Origin of the sequence: Maribacter sp. PR66 (assembly GCF_028464205.1) — a bacterium.
Lineage (GTDB): Bacteria > Bacteroidota > Bacteroidia > Flavobacteriales > Flavobacteriaceae > Maribacter > Maribacter flavus.
This window is the reverse complement of record NZ_JAQPCH010000009.1, coordinates 75,203-101,375: the sequence shown is the minus strand read 5'-3', so window position 1 is coordinate 101,375 and position 26,173 is coordinate 75,203. Positions and strand designations below refer to the sequence as shown.

The window sequence follows — 26,173 nt, the reverse complement described above, 5'->3', positions numbered from 1 at the left end:
CGAAATATCCTATTTGTTATATTGATTTTCCCCGTCTTCCTTTATTGGATAGGTCCGATAAAAAAATTTGGATACCAAAGTATGTCGGAAGCCATTTCCATGTTGCCGATAACCTCAGGTACCGCAAGAATCGAGGGACAGAAAAAATCCGTGCCCCATGTAAAATTGGACCTTGGTCAGACCAATGGAAACCTTACCTGGGGTGATTTTGTCCGATATTCCATCGAAGTTTCTGACTCTATTGACGGAGATTCCAAATATGGTGAAATACCGAACAACAAAGTCCTTCTGGAAATTGAATTTTTGCCTGCCAAAAAAGAGACCGGACTAAATGAAAAAATAGAAGCGACCAAAAAAGAGACCGATTATGACGGGTTATCACTGATGATGGGTTCTACTTGTTTTTCCTGCCATGGAGACAAAAAGGTTATGACGGGTCCATCGTTTTCTGAAATTGCCGAAAGGTATGGGAAAAGCCCAAAAAGCATCAAGTTCTTGGCAGGTAGTATCTTGGCGGGCTCAGAAGGCAAATGGAGCGATATAAAAATGCCCGCAAATCCAGGACTAACGGTTGAAGAATCCGAGAAAATTGCAGCGTTCATCCTCGCTCAAGGCAGTAGAAAGTACCAATGGATCCTAACTGGGTTGGAGGGTACCTTTCAAATCATGGAAAAACCGGCACATATCTCAGAGGGAACATATGTGCTCACAGCAAGCTATACTTCATCCGCCTCTATGAAAGGGCAGAATAGCATACCATTACAAATTCGATAATATGGTAATGCAGGTTCGTTTACAAAAATTATCAATGACAAAATTCACCTATTACATACTATTATTCTTATTAATCATATCTTGCGGTCATAATCAGCTTCCCGTACCCTTGTACTATCTCTCAGTAACTGATTGGAAAGTAGAAGGACATGACGAAAGATTTAATCTGTACGAATATAATACAGGAACTTCTACCGACCGTTTCGGTAACCCTAATGGAGCCTTCTACTTTGACGGAACCTCGACCAGCCTAGGCCTGTCGCTAAACAAAAAACCCCATCTAAATAGCCCTATTACCATCTCATGGTGGTACAGTATTATTGACGACCCATTGTTTAAGGACTCCATGGATGCCGGAAACATGATCGCCTTGGTGGACACGGTTCAAGCCATTGGACTTCAATTTGGTTTTAGAGCTCCGGGCTACCGAACCAAGGGTCTCGATGTCTGGAATTGGGGAGGGGCTACAATCCTTGAAAACCAAATACCTAAATTGAACCAGTGGCATCATTGTGTCTATGTCTATGATGGTCACGAACACCAATTCTATTTAAATGGAGAGCCCATGGAGATGTCGGAAATCAAACCTCAAAAGGGCAACCCAGATTTTTTGATGCTTGGCAACTATCCTGGGGGCACCCAATTCTTTAAAGGTAGTTTGGACGAGTTACGGATTTATGAGCGGGCACTGTCTAGAAATCAAATCCTGGCCCTTTTGAATATGAAAAAATTTTGAACCTGAAAGGGGTTCAGGAGTTGAGGTGGTTTATCTTGTTAACAAAATAAAATTAAAGGACTTTTCGTTGCGAAATATTTATATGAATTAATATTTATGCTAAATTATATTTCAATAACTTTCTATATATATAAATATTCTTTCTTAACATTTCGTAATTAAAATTTAGAAAGTATATGAAATATTAATATATTTGATTTAAAGGCACCACATATTGTTTTTCAAAATAGCCTTTGGTCCGCTACATCCAATAAATTATGAAACGCAGGTCATTTATGGTAACCGGAGGGCTTACAGCGCTCTTAGCAGGGATTAACTTAGGACGTGCTTCCTCCAATAATGTTCCCAAACATGGTGTCCCGCATAATGATTTCGGTCCTCCCCCTCCGATTAAAGATCGTCTATACCAAGGTCCATTTATTAATTATGGCCCAGCAGCCAATGTTCCAGGAAGCGATGTTGTAATGACGACCACGCCATCAACCGCACCTGTAAGGAATTTTGGGATGGGACTGGTTACCTATATTTGCGACGAGGTAGGGCCTCCCAAGCCTAAAAATGGAAGTCTTCGAAGTGCTATAGAAAAACTGGCGAAATGGGAACTTGGAGACGTTTTGTACCTAAGAGTAGACTGGAGGGACATTCAGAAGGAGCCAGGTAAATTGGAATTTCCCGAACATTGGAACCTTACTTTTGAAATGGCAAAAAAGTATGGGAAGCGAGTTGCTTTTCGGATCCAATTGATGAGTCCTGTTATTGAGCCACAATCCCTGCCAGATTTCCTAAACGATAAAGTACCCATGGTGAAATTGGGAACTACCGACGAAATAGGAATTAACGGAAAGGTACACTATGCCCCAAGGTACGACCACCCGGAATTTATGAAGGCCTTTAAGGAAATGGATACGCTTCTTGCCGAAAGATATAACGGACATGAGCTTGTGGAATACGTAGATACTTGTATGTACGGTTTTTGGGGAGAAGGACATACTTGGCCCTTTGAAGGCTCGCCACTTCCAGATTACTACAAGGCACGCGATACCTTTGTTGAAATTTTTGAACATCAGGCCGCTAATTGGTCCAAAACTCCCTTGACCACCAATACCCAACCCGATTATAATCATGTAGGCAATGCCGAAGTCTTGGAGAAGACCATTAGGTCATACAACTGGCTTAGAACAGATACTATTTTCATAGAGAACGAACAGATCGACGTTTTGAGCAATAGGCCCACATGGATCGGTGCCACAATTGAGCAGGGCATCACAAAGGGCAATATAGGGGATCTTAGGGTCGTGGACGGCTTAATGAGAAATGAAAATATCATCGCCCATGTAAAGGATGTAGGACCCAATTACTTTTCACTTTGGAATTGGCATGACATTGCATTGGAAAATCTCATGAGTTATCATGACAAATACCCAAAGGCACTTAACACTTTATCTCGAAGTATTGGTTACCGTGTGCGCCCTTCCTGGATCTGGTCCTTTGAAAAAGAGGGATATCCGGGTCTGGTCTTGGGATTGGTCAACGACGGTATTTCGGGTGTACCAGGTGCGCTGCGAATCCAGGTGCGGGATGCCGCAAACACATTTGAAGTCTCAGGTAGTTTAGATCCTGGATATCCTTTACCAGGAAAAGTAAGGCAAGCCGTCATTATGCTTCCAAAGGATACCCAATGGGAAGGCCTTAGGCTTTCTGCCGTTATAGAAATCAAAGGAGTAAGACGTCCCGTTACTTGGGCATGCGCACAAAAGCTTGAAGATGATGGCGCGTTAATTTTAAAGAGAAATCTGTAATTCCAGACATATGAAATCAAAACTATGGTTGATTTTTGCAATAATAACAACAGTTTTTTGGGGCATTTGGGGCGCTTTTACGGGGCTGCCCACCGAAAATGGTTTTCCGGAAACCCTGGTGTATTGCGTGTGGGCAATCACGATGATTCCACCGGCAATAATTGCCTTGAAACTGATTGACTGGAAATTGAACCGAGATAAAAATTCAATACTTTATGGATGCCTAATAGGACTATTGGGCGCAGGCGGTCAAATGGTGCTATTTCATGCCGTTTCCGAAGGACCCTCTTATCTAATCTTTCCCATTATCTCACTATCGCCAATGGTAACCATCGTACTTTCCTATACCTTTCTTAAGGAACGTACCGGTATTCTAGGTACAATAGGAATTATATTAGCCTTATTGGCACTTCCCCTATTTGATTATTCAGACGGCAATGAAACGACAGACTACGGGTTCCTTTGGTTTGTTCTTGCTGTAATTGTTCTATTTGCCTGGGGGCTTCAGGCCTACTTTATGAAATTTGCCAACGAATCCATGAACGCGGAGAGTATTTTCTTCTATATGACCCTTACCGGATTGGCCTTAATTCCCATCGCACTTATTATGACCGATTTTTCCCAAGAAATCAATTATGGGGTCGAGGGTCCATGGCTGGCCGCTGCCATACAGATCTTAAATTCCATTGGAGCCCTTTGTCTGGTCTATGCCTTCCGCTATGGTAAAGCAATGGTGGTCTCACCGATGACGAATGCCGGGGCACCCCTGATAACCTCGGTAATATCCATGATCGTATTAGGATTTATACCTGGTACTTTTAAAATAATCGGAATCGTTTTAGCAGTGTTGGCCGCCTTTTTTCTAGCTTTTGATTCCGGTGACCCAGAAACACAACAAAAGAATATTTCCAAATAAGCTTACCACTATAGCGCTTTTCCCTAATCTGGCAGTACATCAATGGTTGTTAGGCTTACTCTTCTGAACTCCACTTCAGCACCTTCTGCCTGCAAGGCAATTTGTCCTATACTGGCCGTGGCATTATACCCATAATTTACCAAATCACCATTTACCCATACCTTTATCTCGTCTCCCACACAGGCTACAACCATGGTGTTCCATTCCCCAAGCGGTTTTTCTGAACTATCCGTAAGGTTTAGGATTCTTCTTTGCTTATCTTCAGTACTACCCCATTCGGCCTTTGGACCTCTACGTTCTTCCATACGGTCAACCTGTATATCTTCGGCAATAACCCAAAAATCACCGGCATCCCCGTGCTGCATTTGTACTTCTATCGATTTGGGAAACATTTGATACAACGCCCTCGGTTTTGAAGCATGGACCAAAACTCCACAGTTACCGGGCCTGCCGGGGAATCGATATTCTATCAAAAGCTTGTAATCACTGTAGCTTTTATCGGTGATAAGATGACCTCTTGGCTCACCCAGACTAACCAACATTCCGTCCCGAATTACAAATGGGTTCGTGCTATCGGGAATGGTATCCATTTGAGGCACATCGATATGCCAACCACTTAAATCCTCCCCATTAAAAAGATCTATTTCCTTTTCTTTTTTCTGACAAGAAGTTATCAATGTAATACCAAATACGAACCCTAGTAGAAATTTCATAATATTCTTTTATTTAATTAATGATTTTCTTTCACAACTACAACCTTAATTATTTACAATTCGGATCTTGTATTGCTTCCTTGAAAAAGGAATTATCCACCATAAACTGATGTAATACTAATACCGAGTTAACTTATAAAGAACTTTCATTATTACAATTATCAAATCAGACCGTGTCATTTAAATCGGCAAACTATCAATTCTTTTTAATCTCAACCCTTGGCAACAAAGTCTGTACGTCGTTTAGATGCAACATTCCTAAGTCCTCATTCATGCAATTAGCCGCTCCGCATGCGACTCCGTAAGCGGCAACTTTATTTATCGGCATATTATTAAATGTAGCAAAGGCTATTCCCGCCGTGAGGCAATCACCACTACCTACAGTACTTTTAACCTCTTCAACTTTTACATTGGCGTGAACATATTGATCATGTAAATAAAGAAATAGACCTTCTTTCCCTTTGGTAATGGCGAGCATCGGAACATTCTTTTTTAAGTATTTCCTAATCTCGGAGTGCTTCTCAACGCCAAAGTTACTTACAGCTTCATGCTCATTAATATGTAAGCCGTAAAATTTAACCTTTAAGGCGTTCTCCAGTTGCACCCCTGAGCAATCTAAAATGGCCTTTTTGTTTTCTTTGTTACAAATTTTAAGTAACTGGGCATATGCGTCGTCCGGGGCTCCGGAGGGCCATGAGCCAGAGAGGCAAACCAAAGAACAATGGCTTAATGCTTTCCGAAACTGGACCTGAAATAAATCCCAATCTAAAGTGGACATTTTTGGACCAGGTTCCAACAATTCCGTATTGTTTAATTCATTATCCAATTCAGAACGAAAGGTGAAACATTTTCGGGTGCTACCATTAAGTTGAGGCCCTCCGATTTCTATTCCTCTAAGGGGATGGGCCTTCATAATCCAATGTCCATTTGGACCGGCCCAATTCCCCAATAAAGAAACTGGAACGCTCAACTCTTTTAAAGCCATTGCTACATGGATTCCTTTTCCGCCAGGGAACTCCTTGAGCTCAATGATTCGATTTACCTGACCTATCCTAAAAGAATCCAGCCATGCATATGTATCTATTGAGGGATTTGGGCATACAGAAAGAACCATTTTTTGCAGAATTAAATGTGTTAAATAAATATTGAGAAATAAATATAAAAATAATATGAAAGTTTAATTATTAAATAAATATTTCAAAACCTTTTTATTTTATTGTATCGTAGTTTTATTCTAATCAATTGAACTTTTTAAACAAAGTTTTAAAGGTATGTTGCCTTAAGTTGTATTGGAATAGCAAATTTAAATGTTAAAGGCTGATTGTAAATCCAATCTTTAATATTCAGGGTTATCGATTACAAAGCATTTCTACAGTCGGAATTAATCTTTTCAATTAAAAATCTTTATATCTCTGCTAATTAAACTTGTAGTATAAAAATTGGAAAGTGAAAAAGTAATGTTGTTCAACATTTAAAACTACCATTCTAGTTTTACTAGCGCTTCTGTATTCTATCGATGAACTCTAACGGTAATCAAAACGGTTCCGTTTTTCAAATTCAATGTAAGTTTCCGGTTAAACCGAAAAGTTTGGTAGTATAAATCAACACTGAAATAAATTCTGTATTTTCGTATAACGAAAGTTAAAGTTCACAATTCGTCAACACGTGAAGTGCAAAATAGCAAGTATTTGATTCTCATTGGCCTGAGCAAAGTAAGTTCAGACCTCAGCCAGGTCACGAATAAATCAACAATAAGTTGAAAACGAAGCAAGCAAAAAACATAGCTTGCTTTGTTGTTTTAGTGAGGTTTTGATTTTAAAAGCGGAGCTTTGTCAGGAAAACCAAAGGTAATCCTGCCGAGGTCACCAAAGAGGCTGTCTAAAAAGTCGCAATTCCATTCATATGTCACATCGAGCCTTTCGGCTCCGCTCAAGATAAACTAAAGTCGAGATGCGTTAATAACCAATAAGTTATAATTCTCGACTCCGCTCGAATTGACAGAAGAAATGACTTTTTAGACATCCTCGTTTCTATTTAAGGTGTACAGACTTATATAACCTACCATTGCAAAAAAGCAACAGTGTTTTCACAATAGTGTTGAAAGCTACTTCTCACCAACACTATTTATCACTTCCAAATTCACCTTACGAACTGCCGGAAAATCCATTTTATCCACCTTACGGTCATAGGTCATAAAACCGTTCACTTCCCCTTCAACATCCGTTGTCTGGGTATAAATCGCACCGGAGAAACCTGCCTTTACCAATTTCTTCAATTCTTCAGCATATTCAATATATTGATTCGTGGTTTCCTTGGAGTTTTTAAACTTTACATACCCCCAGTTATTCTCAGGCTTCCAAAGATGATTTTCAACTGCCAATCCAATACCTCCGTATTCCCCTAGTACATTTACCCGTTGTGCATCGTACAGATACATGGCAGGCCCTGGATAATTATGAAGATCGACAATATCGCCGGTCCTGTAAAAATTACCACCACTGGCAGCATTGACCAACCTACTAGGGTCATAGCTTTTCGTCCACTCCGCAATTTCCTCGGTTTTAAATTGCCCCCAGGCCTCGTTAAATGGGACCCAGACCACGATGCTTGGAACGGAATATAAGTAGTCCATTATTTCCTTCCATTCGGTTCTGTATATTTTTTCCGATTCCGAACTTCTTTTAAATTCGGTTCCATTGAAATAGTCATGGTTCTGCCATTGAGGCCCTTTGTCTCCATTGGGCATATCCTGCCACACCAATATACCAAGCCTATCACAGTGGGCATACCACCGGGCCGGTTCCACCTTGACATGTTTACGGATCATATTAAAGCCAAGTTCCTTAGTTTTGATAATATCATATTCAAGTGCTTCATCCTTAGGGGCCGTGTAGAGTCCGTCTGGCCACCATCCTTGATCTAAGGGACCATACTGAAAATAATTCTTATTGTTCAGTTGCATCCTTACAATGCCAAACGCATCTTTCTTCATACTGATCTTTCGCATCCCAAAATAACTTTCTACCTTATCCGTTTCCTTGGAATCGGTCATAAGTTTTACTTCCAAGTCATATAAAAATGGCGTCTCTGGAGACCAAAGTTTTGGGTTTTTTACCGGCAGCTCAATTTCCATACCAACCCTGGCCTTCGCCTTTGAAACCAAACTTCCAGCATCCAGAACGGATACTTCCGCAATATCGCCATAGGCGGCACCTTCGATTTCAGTATATACAGAAACGGTACCCCTATCCAAATTTGGGACTGTCTTTATGTTGCGAATCCTCTTTTTTGGAACAGGTTCCAACCAGACGGTCTGCCAAATTCCAGTTACCGGGGTGTACCAAATTCCCTCCGGATTCTTTACCTGTTTTCCTCTGGGCTGCGGGCCATCGTTCGTGGGATCCCAAACCTTAACGGTTAATTTTTGATCGCCTTCCCCCAAAAAAGGTGTAATGTCAAATTCAAAAGGGGTATATCCACCAGTATGGGAACCCACAAGTATATCATTTATCCAGACATCCGCTTTCCAGTCTACCGCCCCAAAATGAAGCAGCATATTGTTTTCCTTCCAGTCCAAAGGAACCTCAAAGGTGGTTTGGTACCATAATTCCCTTTCACTGCCCACTTCCTTCATAACTCCGGACAGGCTCGACTCCACAGCAAATGGAACCAAAATCGCACCTTCAAAATTAGTTGGGCACGACTCCCCTTTTCTTGTAATTGCATATTCCCAAAGACCATTCAGGTTTTTCCATTGATCACGAACCATCAACGGCCTAGGGTATTCATTCAAGATATTTTTGGTGTCTATTTGTTCGGTCCATTTGGTTTTTATTTTATCACCGGCGGGTTTCCATTGACCGTAGGTGAAGCTCAAAAAACAAAGGCAAAGGGAGATTAAAGCATGAATACTACTATTTTTAGAAATCATTGGACATAAAATTGGTTTATAACAACAATTTAAAAATAATTCCTTGAGCTTGTCCAAATTGGCACTTTTGTCAAATCACAATTCATGAATTATTTGAAGCGAACTGAAATACGATACTTATTTAGTAGCCATAGTCTAAAACTCATCTTAGATTTGCTTTGAAATACACAATACCTTTTTATCTTTACGCCCAATTCTGAATCGCCCACGTGGTGAAATTGGTAGACACGCTACCTTGAGGGGGTAGTGTTCGTAAGGACGTGCTAGTTCGAATCTAGTCGTGGGCACAAAAGCCAGGTACTTTCTACCTGGCTTTTTTTTATTTAGCGAGGTTTTAACATCTTTTCCAACCAACTTTAGATGCAATTCATTAAGTTTGTTTAACGTTTTTCTTCAAACTATGAACAACGTAAAGAAAATATTCAGCATTAGGGACCTTGAGAACTTATCAGGCATCAAGGCGCATACCATTAGAATCTGGGAGAAAAGGTATAACCTGCTATCCCCCGAAAGGACAGATACGAATATACGTACCTATAGCTTGTCCAGCTTACAAAAGCTTCTGAACATCACTCTTTTATACGATAATGGTTATAAAATTTCCAAGATTGCAAAGATTCCCGAATCGGTAATACCAAATACCGTTAAGGAGGTAGTTTCAAAAAAAACCAGTAAATCACAAAATCTGAATGCCTTTAAGTTGGCAATGATGAATTTTGACCAAACCATTTTTTTTGAAACATATGACAAACTTCTAAGTACAAAGTCTTTTAGGGAAGTCTTTAAGGATGCATTTATTCCCCTGTTGAACGAAATCGGGCTTCTCTGGCAAACGGATACCATTAGCCCTGCTCATGAGCATTTCATAACCAGTCTCATCAAACAAAAAATTTTGGTGAATACGGAGAGGATACAACATCAAAAGCCAACTAAAACGGATAAGGTTTTTGTGTCCTTTTTACCCGAAAACGAGATACATGACATTGGTATATTGTACCTAAACTATGAGATTCTTCTAAAAGGTTATAAAGTGGTTTATTTGGGCCAGACGATACCCATTGAAAATTTAACCGATCTCCTAAAGTATTTTGACAATATTTATTTCCTATCTTACTTCACGGTAAAGCCGGACAAAACCGAGATAGCCACCTATCTTGAGGAATTTGAATTATATCTAAGGGATACTTCAAACCCACAACTATGGATACTTGGTCGTCAAATCCAACATTTGGAACGCACCAAACTTCCAAGTTTTGTAAAAACCTTTACTTCAATTGAAGAGGTGGTCCATCATTTATAACCTATGGAAAAAAATATAGCTATCATTGGATCTGGTTTTTCATCCCTTTCGGCAGCTTGCTATCTTGCCAAAGCCGGTCATCAGGTGTCCATCTACGAAAAAAACGAATCCATTGGAGGAAGGGCCGCACAATTGATAAAGGATGGCTTCACCTTTGATATGGGCCCTAGCTGGTATTGGATGCCCGATATTTTCGAGAAGTTTTTCAGCGATTTTGGTAAAAAGACCTCAGACTACTACCAACTGGACAAATTAAGTCCCGCATATAAAATTTTTTTTGCCGATGACGTAATTACCATAGGGGACTGCATTGATAAGATATGTACCGAATTTGAACGTATCGAATCCGGAAGTTCCGTACATCTAAGAAAATTTATCGCCCTGGCACAGGAAAACTATGAAATTGCCATAAACAAAATCGTTTTAAGGCCTGGACTGTCACCTTTCGAATTGGTCACCAAGGAAACGGTTTTAAAGGTTGATCAATTTTTTAAGACAATTAGTTCAGAAGTTAGAAAAAAGTTCAAAAACCCAAAACTTATTGCGACCTTGGAGTTCCCCGTGCTGTTTTTGGGCGCAAAGCCTAGTGATACGCCATCCTTTTACAGCTTTATGAATTTCGCCGATTTCGGTTTGGGCACTTGGCACCCCCAGGGTGGTATGTACCGTATCATTGAGGCCATGGGAAGTCTTGCAGAAGAATTGGGAGTTAAGATTCATACCCATGCCAACGTAGAAAAGATTTTGGTTACAAAAAACATCTGTAATGGCATCATTTGTAACGGTTCCACTATTTTGGCCGATATCGTGGTCAGCGGGGCCGATTACCATCACTCCGAAAGTTTATTGGATGCGGAGTACAGGCAATACAGCGAAGCATATTGGAACAAAAAAACCTTTGCGCCTTCTTCCCTCTTATTCTATATCGCTTTTGACGGGAAGCTCAAGAATGTGGACCATCACAATTTGTTTTTTGATACAGATTTTGAACGCCATGCTGAGGAAATCTATGATAACCCGCAATGGCCAACAAGCCCCCTATTCTATGCCAATTTTCCTTCTATAACGGACGAAAGTATGGCACCCGAAGGATGTGAGACCGGATTCTTTTTGGTTCCCATCGCACCCGGGCTTGAGGATACTGAAGCGCTTCGGGAGCAATATTTTGACTTGATTATGGATAGGTTTGAGGAAAAAACAGGTCAAAAAGTCTTGGATAAAATTCGCTTTAAGGAAACCTTCTGTGTAAATGACTTTGTGGAGCGGTACAATTCCTATAAAGGCAATGCCTATGGAATGGCGAATACGCTATCTCAAACCGCATTTCTCAGACCAAAATTAAAGAGCGGTAAGGTTAAAAACCTTTATTTCACAGGGCAACTTACAGTTCCTGGACCTGGCGTTCCTCCATCTTTAATTTCAGGAAAATTGGTTTCTGAACTTTTAACTAAAAATAACTAACTTAAGGCTATGAAAGTACAGACCTTAATCGGCAAAAGGATTATTTGGGTGTACCATTCCACAGCTTTAACCATATAAATGAACACATGAAAATCACTTTTGACAAGGTATCCTACCAGTGTAGTAAAATCGTTACCGAAAAATACAGTACATCGTTTGCCTTGGCAACAAAAATGCTTCATGGTTCCATACGTGGGGACATATACAACATTTATGGTTTTGTAAGGTTTGCAGATGAAATTGTAGATACCTTCCACGAGTATGATAAAAAGACCTTATTCGATAAATTTGAGGAAGAACTTGCCGCCGCACTGGAAAACAAAATAAGTTTGAACCCCATTCTAAACTCGTTCCAATACACGTTCCATAAATACAACATCCCCATTCATTTAGTTGATTCCTTTATGAAAAGTATGCGGGCGGATTTGACCAAGAACGTTTACAAAACCGAGGCCGAGTATAAAGAATATATTTATGGTTCCGCGGATGTAGTTGGTCTTATGTGCCTTAAAGTATTTGTCAAGGGCTGTGATGAATCCTACGAAAATCTGAAGGAATCTGCCATGGCCTTGGGTTCTGCCTTTCAAAAGGTAAATTTTCTAAGGGACGTAAAGGCCGATTTTGAGGAGTTGAACCGCACCTATTTTCCAAACGCAAATCTCGCTGCGCTGGACGAAGATTCAAAAATGGAAATCGTTCAAGAGATACAACGAGATTTTCAAGAGGGGTACAAAGGTATCGTAAAACTGCCCATTGAGGCAAAATTCGGGGTATATACGGCCTATAGATATTACACTAGGCTTCTTAAAAAGCTACAAAACACCCCGTCCATGGAAATTAAAAGCACCCGTATACGGGTTCCTGATTATGAAAAATTCGGTCTTCTGGCAAGGTCTTATGTTAAATATAAAATGAACTTAGTTTAGATGAATACGTTTCTTTGGATTATTATTTTTTTGGGTACATTCTCTTTCATGGAATTTATGGCTTGGTTTACCCATAAATACATCATGCATGGATTCCTATGGTCCTTGCATAAGGACCATCACCATAAAGATCATGATTCCTGGTTTGAAAGAAACGATGCCTTCTTTATTTTTTACGCCATTGTAAGTATGTCGCTGTTTTACACTGGGGCAAACGGATTTTGGTATGGATACCCTCTTGGTTTTGGAATTTTGGCCTATGGTATCGCCTATTTTTTTGTACACGACATCTTCATACACCAAAGATTCAAAATTTTCCGTAACGCAAATAATTGGTATGCACGTGGTGTACGACGCGCCCACAAAATCCATCACAAGCACCTGGGAAAAGAGGACGGGGAATGTTTTGGAATGTTGGTAGTGCCCTTCAAATATTTTAAAAAATAGCCAATGCCCCATGCTTTGGTAATCGGTGCCGGCATTGGTGGTTTAGCCACTTCCTTAAGACTTCGCAAAAAAGGTTATCGAGTAACGGTTCTGGAAGTCAACGATTACCCTGGAGGTAAACTTCACGCTATCGAGCAGGATGGCTACCGTTTTGATCTGGGACCCTCCTTGTTCACGATGCCCCATTTGGTCACCGAACTTTTTGCACTGTATCAAGAGGATTTCCCAACTTATTTTCAATACAGTAAAAAACAAATTGTCTGTAATTATTTTTGGGAAGATGGACACCGATTTTCAGTGGCATCGGATATAGAAAAGTTTATAAAAGACGCATCTGAGAGTTTCAATGAACCTCCACAAAAAATAAAATCCTATTTAAAAAGAAACCGCGAAAAGTATGATTTGACCGTGGACCTATTTTTGGAAAAGTCCCTTCATAAGCTCTCCACGTACCTATCAACACAAACAATAAAGTCCATCCTTCAAATTGGAAAACTACACTTAAATGACACTTTAGACTCGGTCAATAAGCAGTATTTTAGAAATCCAAAGTTGGTACAACTCTTTAATCGGTATGCCACGTATAATGGCTCATCGCCCTATAAAACCCCAGGCATCATGTCCATGATTCCCCATTTGGAAATGCATTATGGCACCTATTTTCCCAAGGGAGGAATGCACAGCATTAGTCTTTCGTTATATGAATTTGCCAAACAAAAAGGGGTCAGCTTCAAGTTTGGACATCCGGTAGAAAATATCATTGTTAAAAATAAAAAGGCTATTGGCGTACTATCCAAGGGAGTCGCGCATAAGGCCGATATTGTGGTTTCCAACATGGATGTGTATCCTACCTATAAAAAATTGCTGAAGGACCAACCCTATCCAAAAAAAACCCTGGAACAAGAACGCTCAAGTTCCGCACTCATATTCTATTGGGGGATTTCAAAGGAATTTCCACAACTGGATTTGCACAATATTCTGTTTACCGATTCCTACCCCGATGAATTCCAGGCATTGTTTGACAAAAAGACCCTATACACAGACCCTACCATCTACATCAATATTACCTCTAAAGAAGAGGTCAAGGATGCGCCCGAGGGTCATGAGAATTGGTTCGTGATGATAAACGCTCCAGGAAACTATGGGCAGGATTGGCGCGAGCTAAAACAAGTGGCGAGAAAGAACATTGTTTCCAAAATAAATAGGATCCTAAAGACAAACATTGAAGAATTCATAACTACGGAGCATATTTTGGACCCTGTTGGGATTGAAAGCAGTACAAGTTCATTCCGGGGAGCCCTCTATGGCGCGGCAAGTAATGATAAATTTGCCGCTTTTGTAAGGCATGCGAATTTTTCAAAATCGATTGAAAATTTATATTTCTGTGGAGGATCCGTACATCCAGGTGGGGGGATTCCCCTTTGTCTTTTATCCGCGAAAATTGTTTCCGATTTGGTTCCAACCCCCATTCCAAATGCTTGAAACCCTATCCAAATATAAGGTCCTCATAGCTATTGGCATCGTATGGTTATTTCATATTTCGGCCATTATTGGAATCGCTTCGGGGGATTTGGAATGGTTTATTCAAAAAACCCCTTTGAACCTAATAATCAGTTTAACGCTCTTTTTATTTATTTATCCCATCAATACTCCAATAAAGTCCTTTGCCTTTGTCTTGTTTTTTTGTGGTGGCATGTTTGCCGAATGGCTTGGGGTACACTATGGAATTTTGTTTGGGGAGTATGCATATGGGAATAACCTAGGCCCAAAACTTGACGGGGTTCCTTATTTGATTGGTACATACTGGGCCCTTCTTACTTTTATCACGGCAAGTATGCTTGATTATACCAAATTAAAATCCATCCCCAAGATTATATTGGCCGCGGGCCTTATGGTTTTACTTGATTTTTTTATGGAGCACAATGCCCCAGTATTCGATTTTTGGACTTTTGAAGGTGGTATGGCACCGCTTGAAAATTATACGACATGGTTCGCCTTGGCGATTTTGTTCCAGATACTACTAAGGGTCTTAAAAATAGAGGGAAATAAACAATTTTCAATCCATCTGTATTTGGCCCAACTTGTTTTCTTTGGGTTTTTCCTTTTCTAATTTTCTAAGTCATATAGTGGGTTTTTGCCCATCCAAGTGCCTATGGACCTGTAAGGCTGAAACCTGGAAAAAAGTTCTTCCTTATACCAATTCAACTGCCTTGTTTTTTGGATCGCTTTTTGGTGTTCTTTGCTCGCGTAGGCAAATTGCATAAGGGATTCCTTATCACTCCAAATACTGAATGTTGCCATTTGTAAAAAAGGGACCTCACCTATCCCCTTTGTAAATAAAAGACCCCTATTACCAGCTAGGGATTTTTGGGATGTTGGAACATATTTCCAAAATTTAAGGAGCATTCTTGTTTTGATTGTCGCCCTGGTGATTACGGCAATGTACGGATTCGCTTCTTCCAAAGATTCACTTTTGATAAAAGGATTATTACCATCCCAATCCCCCTTTGCCGTAGTGTTTTTCATGTAAACCGTCCATCTTTCTTCACTTTTCCCCAAATAACGTTGCATAATAGTCGAGGCATTGAAAAACTCGTTAGCACAAGTTTCATTTTTCCATATCTGAAGCAAGCCATAAACAGACCAATCCGGTAAGGGATTAAAGCCTTCTCTACCGCTTCCCATAAGTTTGTACATTTGAAGACCTTCTACTTTGGAAAGCCCTGCATGTGCAAATTGCATTTCGCCAAAGGCCCATAACTTACTGCTAAAATTGGTATATCTAAAAAAAGTGAGTGTTGTGATTTGGGACATACGATATTCCTGAAAATTGCCATTTAGGAATATCTAAGATACAAAATGAATATTGTTGCTGTTTTTTTATGGAAACCCGTTTCGTTTTATTCCGATATTAGCTCCTCCAACAATGCATCCACAGCAGAATTGTCCCAATCGGCAATCGCATTTTGATGAACGGCTATGAAACCGTTTTTATCGATTATATAGGATCCGGGCGGTTTTAATATAGTAACCGGACTGTCTTCACCCACAATCCTGTACGTAACAGGAAACGTATACCCATGCTCTTCCATAAACAGTTCCACAGGGGCCCGCTCCTCATTGGTAATGATATAGAAATTAACCCTACCCTTATACTTTTCGTATAGACTTTGGATATCCTTTAACTGAGCTTGTGATGGCATATGCCAAGAGGTCCAAAAAGAAATAAACACCACATTGCCTTTAGCCTCCTCAAAACTGAAGAGCTTCCAATCTTCATCCTTTAGTGTCCAATCGTAGCTGGATATTTTACCCCTCTTTTCCGGAGTTATTATGGTAGGTGCCATGGCCAACCATCTATTTAAAAGAATCTTGCTATAATCACCAAGGGGGGTTACAAAGAAGGACAACACAAATGCGATGATCAAAAGTGTGAAAAATGTTTGTTTCTTCATCTTCAGTTTATGGAATACCCAAAACTAAAAAACTCCCGAATAGTTTCGGGAGTTTTCCTAATTTATTTTATTGGCACCGCCAAGGGGTTCAATACTTCAAGGCTTGCCCGCCTGAACACCTGTCGGGCAGGCCTCGAAAAAAAAGTGCATCTACCGCGAATGCCTCATGGGATCGCCCAGTGGTAGATTACTACTAGATTATGCTGCATTCTGCTTCTTGATAACATTCAAAGCGGAACCTTCCCTAAACCATCCAATTTGTGCATCGTTATAGGTATGGTTTGCCTTTATGGTGTCCTTGGAACCATCGGCATGAACAATCTCAATGGTCAACGGAGTGTCCGGAGCAAAATCGGTTATATCAACAAAATTGAAGGTATCGTCCTCCTGAATCAACTCGTAGTCATTCTCATTGGCAAAAGTCAAAGCCAACATCCCTTGCTTCTTCAAGTTTGTTTCATGGATACGAGCAAAGGATTTTACCAAAACCGCTGCTACACCAAGATGTCTTGGCTGCATGGCAGCGTGCTCCCTGGACGAGCCTTCCCCATAGTTGTGGTCACCAACAACCATGGATTTTATTCCCTTCGCCTTGTAGGCCCTTTGGGTATCGGGCACACCTTCGTATTCACCAGTCAACTGATTCTTTACTAAATTCGTCTTTTGATTAAAAGCGTTTACCGCACCGATCAAGGTATTATTGGCGATATTGTCCAAATGGCCCCTAAAGCGTAACCAAGGTCCGGCCATGGAAATATGGTCCGTGGTACACTTTCCAAAAGCTTTTATCAACAATTTGACGTTTTGTAACGACTCATTCTGGATGGGCTCGAAAGGATCCAAAAGCTGTAACCTTTCCGAGGTTGGATCCACAACTACCTTTACACTGGAACCATCCTCTTTGGGCGCTAGATAACCGGCATCTTCCACTTCAAAACCTTTGGGTGGCAATTCCCATCCTGTTGGTTCCTCAAATCGTACTTCCTCGCCATCCTCATTGATCAAGGTATCCGTCATTGGGTTGAAATCCAACCTGCCCGCTATCGCTATGGCAGCGGTAATTTCTGGGGAAGCCACAAATGCATGGGTATTTGGGTTTCCATCCGCACGTTTTGCAAAGTTTCTGTTGAAGGAATGAACGATGCTGTTCTTGGGTGCATTCTTTGGATCACTGTAACGCGCCCACTGTCCGATACACGGTCCGCAGGCGTTCGTAAATATCTTGGCATCCAATTTCTCGAATATGCCAAGGATACCATCCCGTTCCGCCGTGAAACGTACTTGTTCAGAACCTGGGTTAATTCCAAATTCCGCCTTTGTCTTTAGTTTCTTATCCAAAGCCTGTTGCGCAATAGAGGAAGCTCTTGACAAATCTTCATAAGATGAGTTGGTACACGAACCTATAAGTCCCCATTCTACCTGCATTGGCCAATCGTTTTCCGTGGCTTTCTTGGTCATTTCCTTGCCGACGGGAGTGGACAAATCCGGCGTAAAAGGACCGTTCAACAATGGATTCAGTTTTGAAAGGTCGATATCGATGACTTGATCAAAATACTGTTCCGGATTGGCATATACCTCTTCATCGGCAGTAAGATACTCCCGTACTTTATTGGCGGCATCGGCAACATCAGACCTATCCGTGGCCCTCAAATATCTTTCCATGGAGTCGTCATAACCAAAGGTCGATGTTGTAGCCCCAATTTCGGCTCCCATGTTACATATGGTTCCTTTCCCCGTACAGGAAAGCGCCTTGGCACCGGGACCGAAATATTCAACAATAGCTCCGGTTCCTCCCTTCACGGTAAGAATTTCGGCAACTTTAAGAATTACATCCTTTGGAGCGGTCCAACCTGAAATTTTCCCGGTCAAACGAACCCCTATCAACTTTGGAAACTTTAGCTCCCAAGCCATTCCGGCCATGACGTCGACGGCGTCGGCACCACCTACACCAATTGCCACCATTCCCAAACCACCTGCATTCACGGTGTGGGAATCGGTTCCTATCATCATGCCACCTGGAAATGCATAATTTTCCAATACCACTTGGTGAATGATTCCGGCACCAGGTTTCCAAAACCCGATACCATATTTATTGGAAACGGATTCCAAAAAATCAAATACTTCCGCACTCGTGGAATTGGCCGTCTTCAAATCTGCAGCAGCACCACTTTTCGCCTGGATCAAGTGATCACAATGCACGGTGGTAGGCACCGCCACCTTTGGTTTTCCGGCTTGCATGAACTGTAATAAGGCCATTTGAGCCGTTGCATCCTGACAAGCAATACGATCCGGAGCGAAATCAACATAATCCTTGCCTCTAACAAAGGCCTTAGTGGGAGTACCGTCCCACAAGTGAGCGTACAAAATCTTCTCCGAAAGGGTCAGTGGTTTTCCCACAATTTCACGGGCCTTATCCACCCGCTCAGCCATATTGGCGTACACCCCTTTAATCATATCAATATCAAATGCCATATTTCTCTATTTAATGTTAAAGCAATTCCGTAAAATTAAGAAAATCTAAGGCGCAATTAAAATTTTAAACAAAGGAATAAACCCTTTTTTGCCATTCCCAGAAAATTAGATTTACGGAATACCGAATTTAACGCTCAAAGACGCTTAAATCTTGCGGAAAAAAGATTTTCGGGTTTTGGAAATTATAGTAGCTGCTTGATAATTGCCTCTTCGGAAATACCCTCGGCCTCTGCCTTGTAGTTTTTTATGATCCTGTGTTTTAGGATACCATAGGCAACTTTCTGTACGTCCTCGAAATCCGGTGAAAATTTTCCGCTGATGGCGGCATTCGCCTTCGCTGCCAGGATCAAGTTTTGGGAGGCGCGCGGGCCCGCTCCCCAATCAACGTATTGTTTTACATAATCCGAGGCGGATTCCAAATTTGGTCGGGTCTTGTTGACCAATTTTACCGCATACTCCACAACATTGTCAGGAACGGGAATTTTACGGACCAATTCCTGTACTTCCAATATTTGCTGGGCGTTGAACTGCGGCTCCACATGGTATTTGGTTGTTGAAGTCGTATTTTTTACGACCATGACCTCTTCCTCAATACTTGGATACTTCAATTCTATCGCGAACATAAAACGGTCCAACTGCGCTTCGGGCAAGGGATAGGTTCCCTCCTGCTCTATGGGGTTTTGGGTAGCCAAAACAAAATAGGGCAAATCCAATTTATATTGATGGCCCGCAATGGTAACCGCCCTTTCCTGCATGGCCTCCAAAAGGGCAGCCTGCGTTTTGGGTGGGGTTCTATTGATCTCATCGGCCAAAATAATATTGGAAAAAACAGGGCCCTTGATGAACTTAAAATTTCTGTTCTGGTCCAAAACCTCACTACCCAAGATATCGCTGGGCATGAGATCCGGCGTAAACTGGATGCGCTTGAAATCCAATCCTAGGGCTTGGGCAATGGTGTTCACCATCAAGGTCTTGGCCAACCCCGGAACACCGATTAAAAGGGAATGTCCTCCTGTATAGATGGAGAGCAATATTTGGTCTATAACGGCTTCCTGGCCAACGATTACCTTGGCTATTTCCTTCTTTAAGGCATTATGTTTTTCGACCAATAATTTAACGGCAGCAACATCTGACATATTTATTCCTTTACCCAGTTATTGGCAAAATCACAATCCCTGTTGGCATCGCTTACGCTAATATACGTATCTTCAATATGATCTTCCATCCATTCCTTGATGGCATTATATTGCTTTTCTGTTAGGGCAAGTTGTTGAATTTTGGTGTAGTCCTTAGCAAAATCGGCAACGTGTTCGTCATATCGATTGGTCACCTTAAGAATTTTGTACTTGGATGGACCTCCCCTTGGGTCAGCTTCCAAAATGGGATAGGATATTTGGTCGTCCTGCAAATCACGTACCTGATTGTACAAGGTAGGATCCATTTTAGTAAGTTCAAAACGGGAACTGAAATCCTGCGGGTTTCTTAGCAAGCCACCATCGAATTTAGTCTCCTTTTCGTCCGAAAAGTTCAGGGCCGCCTCAGCGAAGGTAAATTTCCCCTCTATAATTTTCTGACGTATGCTGTCCAATTCCGATTTAGCCTCGGCCAAGGCCTTATCCGAAATTTCGGGCTGAATCAAAATATGTCTTAGATCGAGCTCCTGGCCCCTTATTTTTTCAATGTAAATAATATGAAACCCAAACATAGTCTCAAAAGGCTCCGAAACCTCCCCTTCCCTTAGGCTGAAAGCTACATCCTTAAATGTCTTATCAAATCCTGTGTCCTTGGTTATACTATAAAATCCACCTTTGGATTTAGAGCCAGGATCTTGCGAATATAAAATGGCCTTTACGCTAAAACTGGCATCGTTGTCCTCAACATCGGCCTTTATTTCATTGAGCTTGTCTATCACCTTCTGCTTTTCTTCCTGTGAAGGCTCCGGAGCCTTCACAATCTGGGCGATTTCCAATTCGGCACCAAAAACAGGCCGTTCGTTTTCAGGAATCTTGTTAAAGAATTGACGTACTTCCTCTGGGGTTATCTCTATTTCTGAAACAATATCCTGCTGCATTTTTTCGGACAGCATTCGTAGCTTGTTGATTTTGAACAACTCCTCCCTAAAACTTTGCTCGTCCTCCTTTTTATAGTACTTCAAGACCTTCTCCATAGAACCGATCTGCTGCACCAGGGACTGTAATTGACGCTCGCCCGTGGCATTCACCTCGTCATCCGAAACCAAAATACTGTCCTGTACGGCCTGATGTGCGTATAATCGATCTTCCATCAGCTTGCCCAAAAGGCTACAGTGCGTAATATCTTCCGTGGATGCACCCTGACTTTTTAAATCGATGAGGGTTTTTTCGATATCGGAATCCAAGATTACATAATCACCCACTACGGCGGCGATTCCGTCCAATTTGATCCGCTTAAAGTTTGTGGAGTCTTTCTTAGAGGGAGTTTCAACACTTGCCGATGCCTCCGCGCCTTCTTCCGTATTCTCCTGGGCCGTCAAAATTGCACAAAAGATACTTGCCAAAAAGGTCAACAGTCTCCTACTTGTTGTCATTGTAAACCTCAAATTCTTTTTCTCTGATTGCTTCATCTATGATTTCGGTTTCTAGTTTTCGCAGGTAGTCGATTTTTCTGCGACTTAATAAAACTTGCTTTATGGTAGGTGCAATGTATGAAAGTGGTGCGATATCATTGACATCCTTTACTTCCTCTATTTTGCCCAAATATACCCCGATTGAATCCTGTAATTCAAAAAATTGTGAATTTTTTAAGTATCTATCCTGATTATCAAAGGTTATGGGTGGAATTTCCTCAAATATCCTGGAAGAACTCACCCAAATAGAATCGTTAAAATTCAGCTTCTTAAATTGTACCCCAATGGAATCCAAATAAATCAAATCCTCCTCGTCAAAACTTCGCAATCGCTTCTTAACTTCGTCCTGATTCAAAAAATTAAGGGGCAATTGCACAAAACGAATGCGCACGATACGCTCCTTTAATTTGAAATTTTCCTTTTGTCTGTCATAGAATTCCTGTAATTGGGTTTCGGAAATTAATGTGTCCGTCCCCTGTGATACCAAAGCTTCTTGATAGGCCCTGGTGTACAGGTCTGTTCTATACGCATCGACCAAAGCATCGAATTCCCGGAGCTTTTCCTCCGGTAGGTTGATCTTGGACTTGGAAAGCAGTAGTTGTTTGGAGGCCCAGTTATTGATATAATTGGTTACGAAAGAAGCACTGTCCCCTTTTGACATTCCCTCCTTAAGAAGTGGTTTTAGGTCCTCTTTGTACAGATACAACTCGCCCACCCTGGCCAACGGCTCCTTTTCCTCTTTTTTGTTGAAATACCCCTCGCATGAAACGAGGATACAAACAGTTCCTACCGCCATCAACAAATAAAGGACTCCCCGTTGTATCATTTGAGAACTACACATCCTGCAAAAATAGCAAATACAATATCCCGAACAAACGCTATGGGTTTTCCTTAACAGAATAAGGCGATAATCCTAGAAAAATTGCATTCAAAAAGTTGGACAAACGCAACAAAAGTTTTGAAATCCATGGAAAAATAAGGTCCAAATGTTAATTTTGATACCCATTAGTTTATTATTTTGGAAAGACAGATCAAATTGATTTGGGACTTTAGGGGTCCCGCCGCGCACAAGACCGCAGAGCACCATGAAATTCATCTCAAGGAATTCATTACCTTGGAAAAGGTAGCGGCGATCACAACGGGTTTCACGGAATTGAACGATATGCACAGTATAGCCTTCCTGGTCGTTCATGAACGGGATATGATTGCCATGCGGGATCGATTAAAACCACATAGAGGGGAAGTTTATGTTGAAAATTAATCACACGTTGTATATATCATTAAGGCTCTTGGGCCTTTTGATCATTGGGTTATTTTTTTCCTGTTCGAACGAACCGGTGAACGATAACCTTTTGGAAGTTGCACTAAGTTCCAACAACCCGAAAATAAAGAGGGTCATGGATAGCCTTGATCGGTACGAAGTCCAGATCAGGTATACCAAAATCGATAGGAAAAACGACAGTATTTTTTTTATCGATTATGATTTTCAGGTGGATAAGAACGCTTACTTCTATCCCGCCAGCACGGTCAAATTTCCCATAGCAGTACTGGGCTTGGAACGATTGAACGAGACGGATACCCTGAACAGGGAGGTACGTTATTATGTGGAAGGCGACACCCTAGAATCGACATTCTCCAAGGATGTTGTAGAAATTTTCAGCGTTAGCGACAATTTGGCCAACAACCGATTGGTGGAACTGTTGGGACAGGATGCCATAAACGCTTCATTACGGGAAAAGGGCGTAGAACCCGTCCGTATCTCACATAGACTGGGCTATCACTCGGAAGACCTGGAAACCAAACCTTTGATCATCTATTTGAACGATAGTACCACTGGCATAACGAAACCTAGTATAAATTTGGCTCCAATACGGTTATCCCTGAAAAACATTCGTAAAGGAATAGGCTACTATGAAGACGATACTTTGATGGAGGATCCATTTGATTTTTCATTGAAAAACTACTACCCCATTGAGGCCCAACACGGTGTCCTAAAGCGGGTGATATTCCCTGAACAATTCCGTCCGGAACAGCGATTCAACCTGTCCCCAGATCAACATGCGTTTTTACTGGAAGCGATGAAGATACTCCCAAGAAATGCGGGCTATGACCCTACGGAATATTATGATGGTTATTGTAAATTTTTCATATACGGAGACACCAAGGATACCATACCTTCCCATATGGAAATCTACAATAAGGTGGGGTTTGCCTATGGTACGCTGACCGATTGCGCCTACATCAAGGACACTAAAAACAAGGTGGATTTTATGCTCACGGCGACCATTTTGGTAAACAAGGATGGAATCTTCAATGACGATGCCTATGAATACAATGAAATAGGTATTCCCTTTTTAGCCGAACTGGGAAGGGAAATCCACAGATTGGAACTAGAAAGAAAGAGATAGATGCCAGAAGCACCCAAACAAACCCGTATCAACAAATATCTGAGCGAAGTCGGTTATTGTTCCCGTAGGGAGGCCGATAAGCTAATAGAACAAGGGCGCGTAACCATCAATGGAAAAGTTCCTGAAATGGGCACCAAGATATCCGAAGGGGATTTGGTACAGGTGGATGGCGAATCGATTTCCGAACCTAAAGAAAAACCGGTATACCTCGCGTTTAATAAACCCGTTGGAATCGTTTGTACAACGGACACGGGCGTGGAAAAGGACAATATCATAGATTTCATCAATTATCCAAAAAGGATTTTTCCCATCGGTAGGTTGGACAAACCGAGCGAAGGTTTGATTTTCCTCACGAACGACGGCGATATCGTAAACAAGATTTTACGGGCCCGAAACAATCATGAAAAGGAATACTTGGTTACCGTGGATAAGCCCATATCTCCCGAATTTCTAAAGAAAATGCGAAACGGGGTGCCTATTTTAGATACCGTCACCCGAAAATGCGAAGTACATCAGGTCAGTAAATATCAATTTAGGATTATCCTTACCCAAGGCTTGAACCGACAGATTAGGCGCATGTGCGAATACTTGGACTATCGGGTAAAAAAATTGAAGCGAATTCGGATTATGAACGTTACCTTGGATGTACCCGTGGGAAAATGGCGCGATCTTACCGCTTCTGAATTAAAGGAAATTCAAAGATTGGTCAGTCGTTCTTCCAAGACCCACAAAGGATAATACATGCCGTATTCCGACTTCGGCAAAAATTACAAAACCAGTTATTTTAACTAAAATTTATTTTATATCACTCTTAATATCACTATTTTAGGTAGGAAAAAGGGAATTGTTCCCAAAGATTGCTTAAAATCAAATTGATATGAACAAGAAAATAAATCTCCAAAAAATGAAAGACGTTTTCAATCCAAGGATTGGATGGTTTTTTACCTTTATGTTTATAAGTATCGGACTGTTTTCCCAAGAAGAAGGCTTCAAAGAATATCTAGGGGAAGTGTATGACAGCGAAACCAAAAAACCATTGGTTTTTGCGACCCTTACGTTGGAAAATACCAATATTAGTACAATTACGAACACAGAAGGTGAATTTTCACTAAAGGTGCCGGATTCCAACACTAGTGAAAATGTCATCGTATCGTTTTTAGGTTACAGGACCAAACGAATCCCCATGTTGCAATTTAAATCCGAAGGCAATGAAATTGGTATGACGGAACTCGTCACGCAACTGTCCGAAGTAAGCCTCAGTATACCGAAAGATGCCAGGGCACTGGTTAGGGAAACCTTGAAAAAACGGGGGGAAAACTATATCGATAATCCCACCGTGATGACGGCCTTTTACAGGGAAACCATAAAAAGAAGGAGGCAGAACGTGAGTCTTTCCGAGGCTGTAGTAAATATTTACAAGGCCCCCTACTCCAGTAATAAAAGTGATGCGCTGAAACTTTTTAAAGCACGTAAAAGCACGGACTACAGTAAATTGGACACGCTTGCTTTGAAGCTTCAAGGCGGTCCTTTCAACGCTTTGTTCGTGGATATGGTAAAATATCCCGATTATATTTTTGCGGCCGATATGTTCGAGTACTATGATTTTTCATTCTCAAATTCTACGAGGGTAGACGATAAATTAATCTATGTGATAGATTTCACCCAAAAACCGGGGATAATAGACCCCCTCTATACGGGAAAACTATACATAGATGTGGACAATAAAATATTGACCAGTGCCATTTATTCCCTTAATATAACTGATCGAGATCTTGCCGCTCAAATGTTCGTGAGAAAGAAACCAAGAAATGCGGATGTTTGGCCCACGGAGGTCGCCTACAGGGTAGATTACCGCGAAAAAGATGGGAAATGGTACTATGGTTATAGCAACGTGTTGATGGAGTTTAAAATCAATTGGGACAAAAGGCTTTTTAATTCCGTTTATAGCATGAGCTGTGAAATGGCCATAACGGATTGGGAAGAGAACTTGAGTAACGAGATTCCAAAATATAAGGACCGAATTAAATCCGATATTATCCTGACCGATGAGGCCATAGGTTTTGCCGACCCTGATTTTTGGGGAGAATACAACATCATCGAACCTGAAAAATCCATTGAATCCGCGATTCGTAAAATTCAACGGCAATTGAAAAGAGGGAAAATTGACGGCGGTACCTCGGCCGCATCGCAATAAACCAGATGAATGTTAAGAAAAAAGCCGTTGCAAAAA

Annotated in this window: 23 protein-coding genes and 1 tRNA gene; 15 read left to right on the top strand and 9 right to left on the bottom strand. The window is 41.2% G+C overall.

Going from position 1 to position 26,173, the window contains the following annotated elements; genetic code table 11:
• Positions 1-81: 81 nt before the first annotated feature.
• From PP181_RS14925 to PP181_RS14910, 4 genes are all read left to right on the top strand, one after another.
• The gene (locus tag PP181_RS14925; protein ID WP_272637673.1) at positions 82-774 is read left to right on the top strand and encodes a c-type cytochrome; all 693 of its coding nucleotides are present in this window, start codon (positions 82-84) and stop codon (positions 772-774) included.
• A 34-nt stretch (positions 775-808) separates the two neighbouring features.
• Complete coding sequence (locus PP181_RS14920) at positions 809-1,510, top strand: LamG domain-containing protein (RefSeq protein ID WP_272637672.1); 702 nt, start codon at positions 809-811, stop codon at positions 1,508-1,510.
• 257 nt (positions 1,511-1,767) lie between these two features.
• Positions 1,768-3,309 (top strand): hypothetical protein, encoded by a 1,542-nt coding sequence (locus PP181_RS14915; protein ID WP_272637671.1) that lies wholly within the window; start codon positions 1,768-1,770, stop codon positions 3,307-3,309.
• Between the two features lie 10 nt (positions 3,310-3,319).
• Positions 3,320-4,225, top strand: coding sequence for an EamA family transporter (locus tag PP181_RS14910; protein WP_272637670.1), 906 nt, complete (start codon positions 3,320-3,322; stop codon positions 4,223-4,225).
• 23 nt (positions 4,226-4,248) lie between these two features.
• On the opposite strand, the gene PP181_RS14905 is transcribed toward PP181_RS14910, so the two are convergent.
• From PP181_RS14905 to PP181_RS14895, 3 genes are all read right to left on the bottom strand, one after another.
• Positions 4,249-4,938, bottom strand: coding sequence for a 3-keto-disaccharide hydrolase (locus tag PP181_RS14905; protein ID WP_138257666.1), 690 nt, complete (start codon positions 4,936-4,938; stop codon positions 4,249-4,251).
• 196 nt (positions 4,939-5,134) lie between these two features.
• On the bottom strand, positions 5,135-6,052 hold the full coding sequence (locus PP181_RS14900; RefSeq protein WP_272637669.1) for a 1-phosphofructokinase family hexose kinase: 918 nt from the start codon (positions 6,050-6,052) through the stop codon (positions 5,135-5,137).
• Positions 6,053-7,042: 990 nt separating this feature from the next.
• A complete protein-coding gene (locus tag PP181_RS14895) occupies positions 7,043-8,815 on the bottom strand; it encodes a glycoside hydrolase family 2 protein (RefSeq protein ID WP_272637668.1) in 1,773 nt (590 codons plus the stop codon).
• Positions 8,816-9,072: 257 nt separating this feature from the next.
• On the opposite strand from PP181_RS14895, the gene PP181_RS14890 reads away from it, so the two are divergent.
• The 7 genes from PP181_RS14890 to PP181_RS14860 all read left to right on the top strand — a co-directional run bounded on the left by PP181_RS14890 (position 9,073) and on the right by PP181_RS14860 (position 15,113).
• Positions 9,073-9,156, top strand: a tRNA-Leu gene (locus PP181_RS14890).
• A gap of 113 nt (positions 9,157-9,269) precedes the next feature.
• Positions 9,270-10,169 (top strand): MerR family transcriptional regulator, encoded by a 900-nt coding sequence (locus PP181_RS14885; RefSeq protein WP_272637667.1) that lies wholly within the window; start codon positions 9,270-9,272, stop codon positions 10,167-10,169.
• A gap of 3 nt (positions 10,170-10,172) precedes the next feature.
• The gene (locus PP181_RS14880) at positions 10,173-11,630 is read left to right on the top strand and encodes a phytoene desaturase family protein (RefSeq protein ID WP_272637666.1); all 1,458 of its coding nucleotides are present in this window, start codon (positions 10,173-10,175) and stop codon (positions 11,628-11,630) included.
• 86 nt (positions 11,631-11,716) lie between these two features.
• Positions 11,717-12,556 carry a phytoene/squalene synthase family protein gene (locus PP181_RS14875; protein WP_138257661.1) on the top strand — a complete coding sequence of 280 codons (840 nt, stop codon included), beginning with the start codon at positions 11,717-11,719 and terminating at the stop codon, positions 12,554-12,556.
• On the top strand, positions 12,557-13,003 hold the full coding sequence (locus PP181_RS14870) for a sterol desaturase family protein (RefSeq protein WP_154916639.1): 447 nt from the start codon (positions 12,557-12,559) through the stop codon (positions 13,001-13,003).
• A 3-nt stretch (positions 13,004-13,006) separates the two neighbouring features.
• Positions 13,007-14,485, top strand: a complete 1,479-nt coding sequence (crtD, locus tag PP181_RS14865) for a 1-hydroxycarotenoid 3,4-desaturase CrtD (RefSeq protein ID WP_154916641.1) — start codon at positions 13,007-13,009, stop codon at positions 14,483-14,485.
• The gene (locus tag PP181_RS14860) at positions 14,478-15,113 is read left to right on the top strand and encodes a carotenoid biosynthesis protein (protein ID WP_272637664.1); all 636 of its coding nucleotides are present in this window, start codon (positions 14,478-14,480) and stop codon (positions 15,111-15,113) included. The genes crtD and PP181_RS14860 overlap by 8 nt, the downstream gene beginning before the upstream one ends.
• On the opposite strand, the gene PP181_RS14855 is transcribed toward PP181_RS14860, so the two are convergent.
• The 6 genes from PP181_RS14855 to PP181_RS14830 all read right to left on the bottom strand — a co-directional run bounded on the left by PP181_RS14855 (position 15,110) and on the right by PP181_RS14830 (position 22,361).
• Positions 15,110-15,817 (bottom strand): DUF3291 domain-containing protein, encoded by a 708-nt coding sequence (locus PP181_RS14855; protein WP_272637662.1) that lies wholly within the window; start codon positions 15,815-15,817, stop codon positions 15,110-15,112. The two genes, PP181_RS14860 and PP181_RS14855, sit on opposite strands and share 4 nt — an antisense overlap.
• An 86-nt stretch (positions 15,818-15,903) precedes the next feature.
• The gene (locus PP181_RS14850) at positions 15,904-16,458 is read right to left on the bottom strand and encodes a TlpA family protein disulfide reductase (protein WP_317129169.1); all 555 of its coding nucleotides are present in this window, start codon (positions 16,456-16,458) and stop codon (positions 15,904-15,906) included.
• Between the two features lie 198 nt (positions 16,459-16,656).
• Positions 16,657-18,930: an aconitate hydratase gene (locus tag PP181_RS14845; protein WP_272637661.1), complete on the bottom strand. Its 2,274-nt coding sequence runs from the start codon at positions 18,928-18,930 to the stop codon at positions 16,657-16,659.
• A 182-nt stretch (positions 18,931-19,112) separates the two neighbouring features.
• The gene (locus PP181_RS14840) at positions 19,113-20,066 is read right to left on the bottom strand and encodes an AAA family ATPase (protein ID WP_154916649.1); all 954 of its coding nucleotides are present in this window, start codon (positions 20,064-20,066) and stop codon (positions 19,113-19,115) included.
• Between the two features lie 2 nt (positions 20,067-20,068).
• Positions 20,069-21,496, bottom strand: a complete 1,428-nt coding sequence (locus tag PP181_RS14835; RefSeq protein WP_138257653.1) for a peptidylprolyl isomerase — start codon at positions 21,494-21,496, stop codon at positions 20,069-20,071.
• Positions 21,483-22,361 (bottom strand): peptidyl-prolyl cis-trans isomerase, encoded by an 879-nt coding sequence (locus PP181_RS14830; protein WP_272637660.1) that lies wholly within the window; start codon positions 22,359-22,361, stop codon positions 21,483-21,485. Before PP181_RS14830 ends, PP181_RS14835 begins: the two co-directional genes overlap by 14 nt.
• A 192-nt stretch (positions 22,362-22,553) precedes the next feature.
• Between PP181_RS14830 and PP181_RS14825 the strand changes: the two genes are divergently transcribed.
• From PP181_RS14825 to PP181_RS14810, 4 genes are all read left to right on the top strand, one after another.
• Positions 22,554-22,796, top strand: coding sequence for a hypothetical protein (locus PP181_RS14825; RefSeq protein WP_138257651.1), 243 nt, complete (start codon positions 22,554-22,556; stop codon positions 22,794-22,796).
• Positions 22,797-22,803: 7 nt separating this feature from the next.
• Positions 22,804-23,943: a serine hydrolase gene (locus PP181_RS14820; RefSeq protein WP_272637659.1), complete on the top strand. Its 1,140-nt coding sequence runs from the start codon at positions 22,804-22,806 to the stop codon at positions 23,941-23,943.
• Positions 23,944-24,681 carry a 23S rRNA pseudouridine(2604) synthase RluF gene (rluF, locus tag PP181_RS14815; RefSeq protein ID WP_154916658.1) on the top strand — a complete coding sequence of 246 codons (738 nt, stop codon included), beginning with the start codon at positions 23,944-23,946 and terminating at the stop codon, positions 24,679-24,681. It begins immediately after the preceding gene.
• A gap of 211 nt (positions 24,682-24,892) precedes the next feature.
• Positions 24,893-26,137: a carboxypeptidase-like regulatory domain-containing protein gene (locus PP181_RS14810; RefSeq protein WP_419776391.1), complete on the top strand. Its 1,245-nt coding sequence runs from the start codon at positions 24,893-24,895 to the stop codon at positions 26,135-26,137.
• Positions 26,138-26,173: the final 36 nt, after the last annotated feature.

What these genes read in the sequence shown, in the direction of transcription:
- PP181_RS14925 (WP_272637673.1), top strand. Translation starts at nt 82, where the DNA reads ATGTCGGAAGCCATTTCCATGTTGCCGATAACCTCAGGTACCGCAAGA.
- PP181_RS14920 (WP_272637672.1), top strand. Translation starts at nt 809, where the DNA reads ATGACAAAATTCACCTATTACATACTATTATTCTTATTAATCATATCT.
- PP181_RS14915 (WP_272637671.1), top strand. Translation starts at nt 1,768, where the DNA reads ATGAAACGCAGGTCATTTATGGTAACCGGAGGGCTTACAGCGCTCTTA.
- PP181_RS14910 (WP_272637670.1), top strand. Translation starts at nt 3,320, where the DNA reads ATGAAATCAAAACTATGGTTGATTTTTGCAATAATAACAACAGTTTTT.
- PP181_RS14905 (WP_138257666.1), bottom strand. Translation starts at nt 4,938, where the DNA reads ATGAAATTTCTACTAGGGTTCGTATTTGGTATTACATTGATAACTTCT.
- PP181_RS14900 (WP_272637669.1), bottom strand. Translation starts at nt 6,052, where the DNA reads ATGGTTCTTTCTGTATGCCCAAATCCCTCAATAGATACATATGCATGG.
- PP181_RS14885 (WP_272637667.1), top strand. Translation starts at nt 9,270, where the DNA reads ATGAACAACGTAAAGAAAATATTCAGCATTAGGGACCTTGAGAACTTA.
- PP181_RS14880 (WP_272637666.1), top strand. Translation starts at nt 10,173, where the DNA reads ATGGAAAAAAATATAGCTATCATTGGATCTGGTTTTTCATCCCTTTCG.
- PP181_RS14875 (WP_138257661.1), top strand. Translation starts at nt 11,717, where the DNA reads ATGAAAATCACTTTTGACAAGGTATCCTACCAGTGTAGTAAAATCGTT.
- PP181_RS14870 (WP_154916639.1), top strand. Translation starts at nt 12,557, where the DNA reads ATGAATACGTTTCTTTGGATTATTATTTTTTTGGGTACATTCTCTTTC.
- crtD (WP_154916641.1), top strand. Translation starts at nt 13,007, where the DNA reads ATGCCCCATGCTTTGGTAATCGGTGCCGGCATTGGTGGTTTAGCCACT.
- PP181_RS14860 (WP_272637664.1), top strand. Translation starts at nt 14,478, where the DNA reads ATGCTTGAAACCCTATCCAAATATAAGGTCCTCATAGCTATTGGCATC.
- PP181_RS14855 (WP_272637662.1), bottom strand. Translation starts at nt 15,817, where the DNA reads ATGTCCCAAATCACAACACTCACTTTTTTTAGATATACCAATTTTAGC.
- PP181_RS14850 (WP_317129169.1), bottom strand. Translation starts at nt 16,458, where the DNA reads ATGAAGAAACAAACATTTTTCACACTTTTGATCATCGCATTTGTGTTG.
- PP181_RS14845 (WP_272637661.1), bottom strand. Translation starts at nt 18,930, where the DNA reads ATGGCATTTGATATTGATATGATTAAAGGGGTGTACGCCAATATGGCT.
- PP181_RS14840 (WP_154916649.1), bottom strand. Translation starts at nt 20,066, where the DNA reads ATGTCAGATGTTGCTGCCGTTAAATTATTGGTCGAAAAACATAATGCC.
- PP181_RS14835 (WP_138257653.1), bottom strand. Translation starts at nt 21,496, where the DNA reads ATGACAACAAGTAGGAGACTGTTGACCTTTTTGGCAAGTATCTTTTGT.
- PP181_RS14830 (WP_272637660.1), bottom strand. Translation starts at nt 22,361, where the DNA reads ATGATACAACGGGGAGTCCTTTATTTGTTGATGGCGGTAGGAACTGTT.
- rluF (WP_154916658.1), top strand. Translation starts at nt 23,944, where the DNA reads ATGCCAGAAGCACCCAAACAAACCCGTATCAACAAATATCTGAGCGAA.
- PP181_RS14810 (WP_419776391.1), top strand. Translation starts at nt 24,893, where the DNA reads ATGTTTATAAGTATCGGACTGTTTTCCCAAGAAGAAGGCTTCAAAGAA.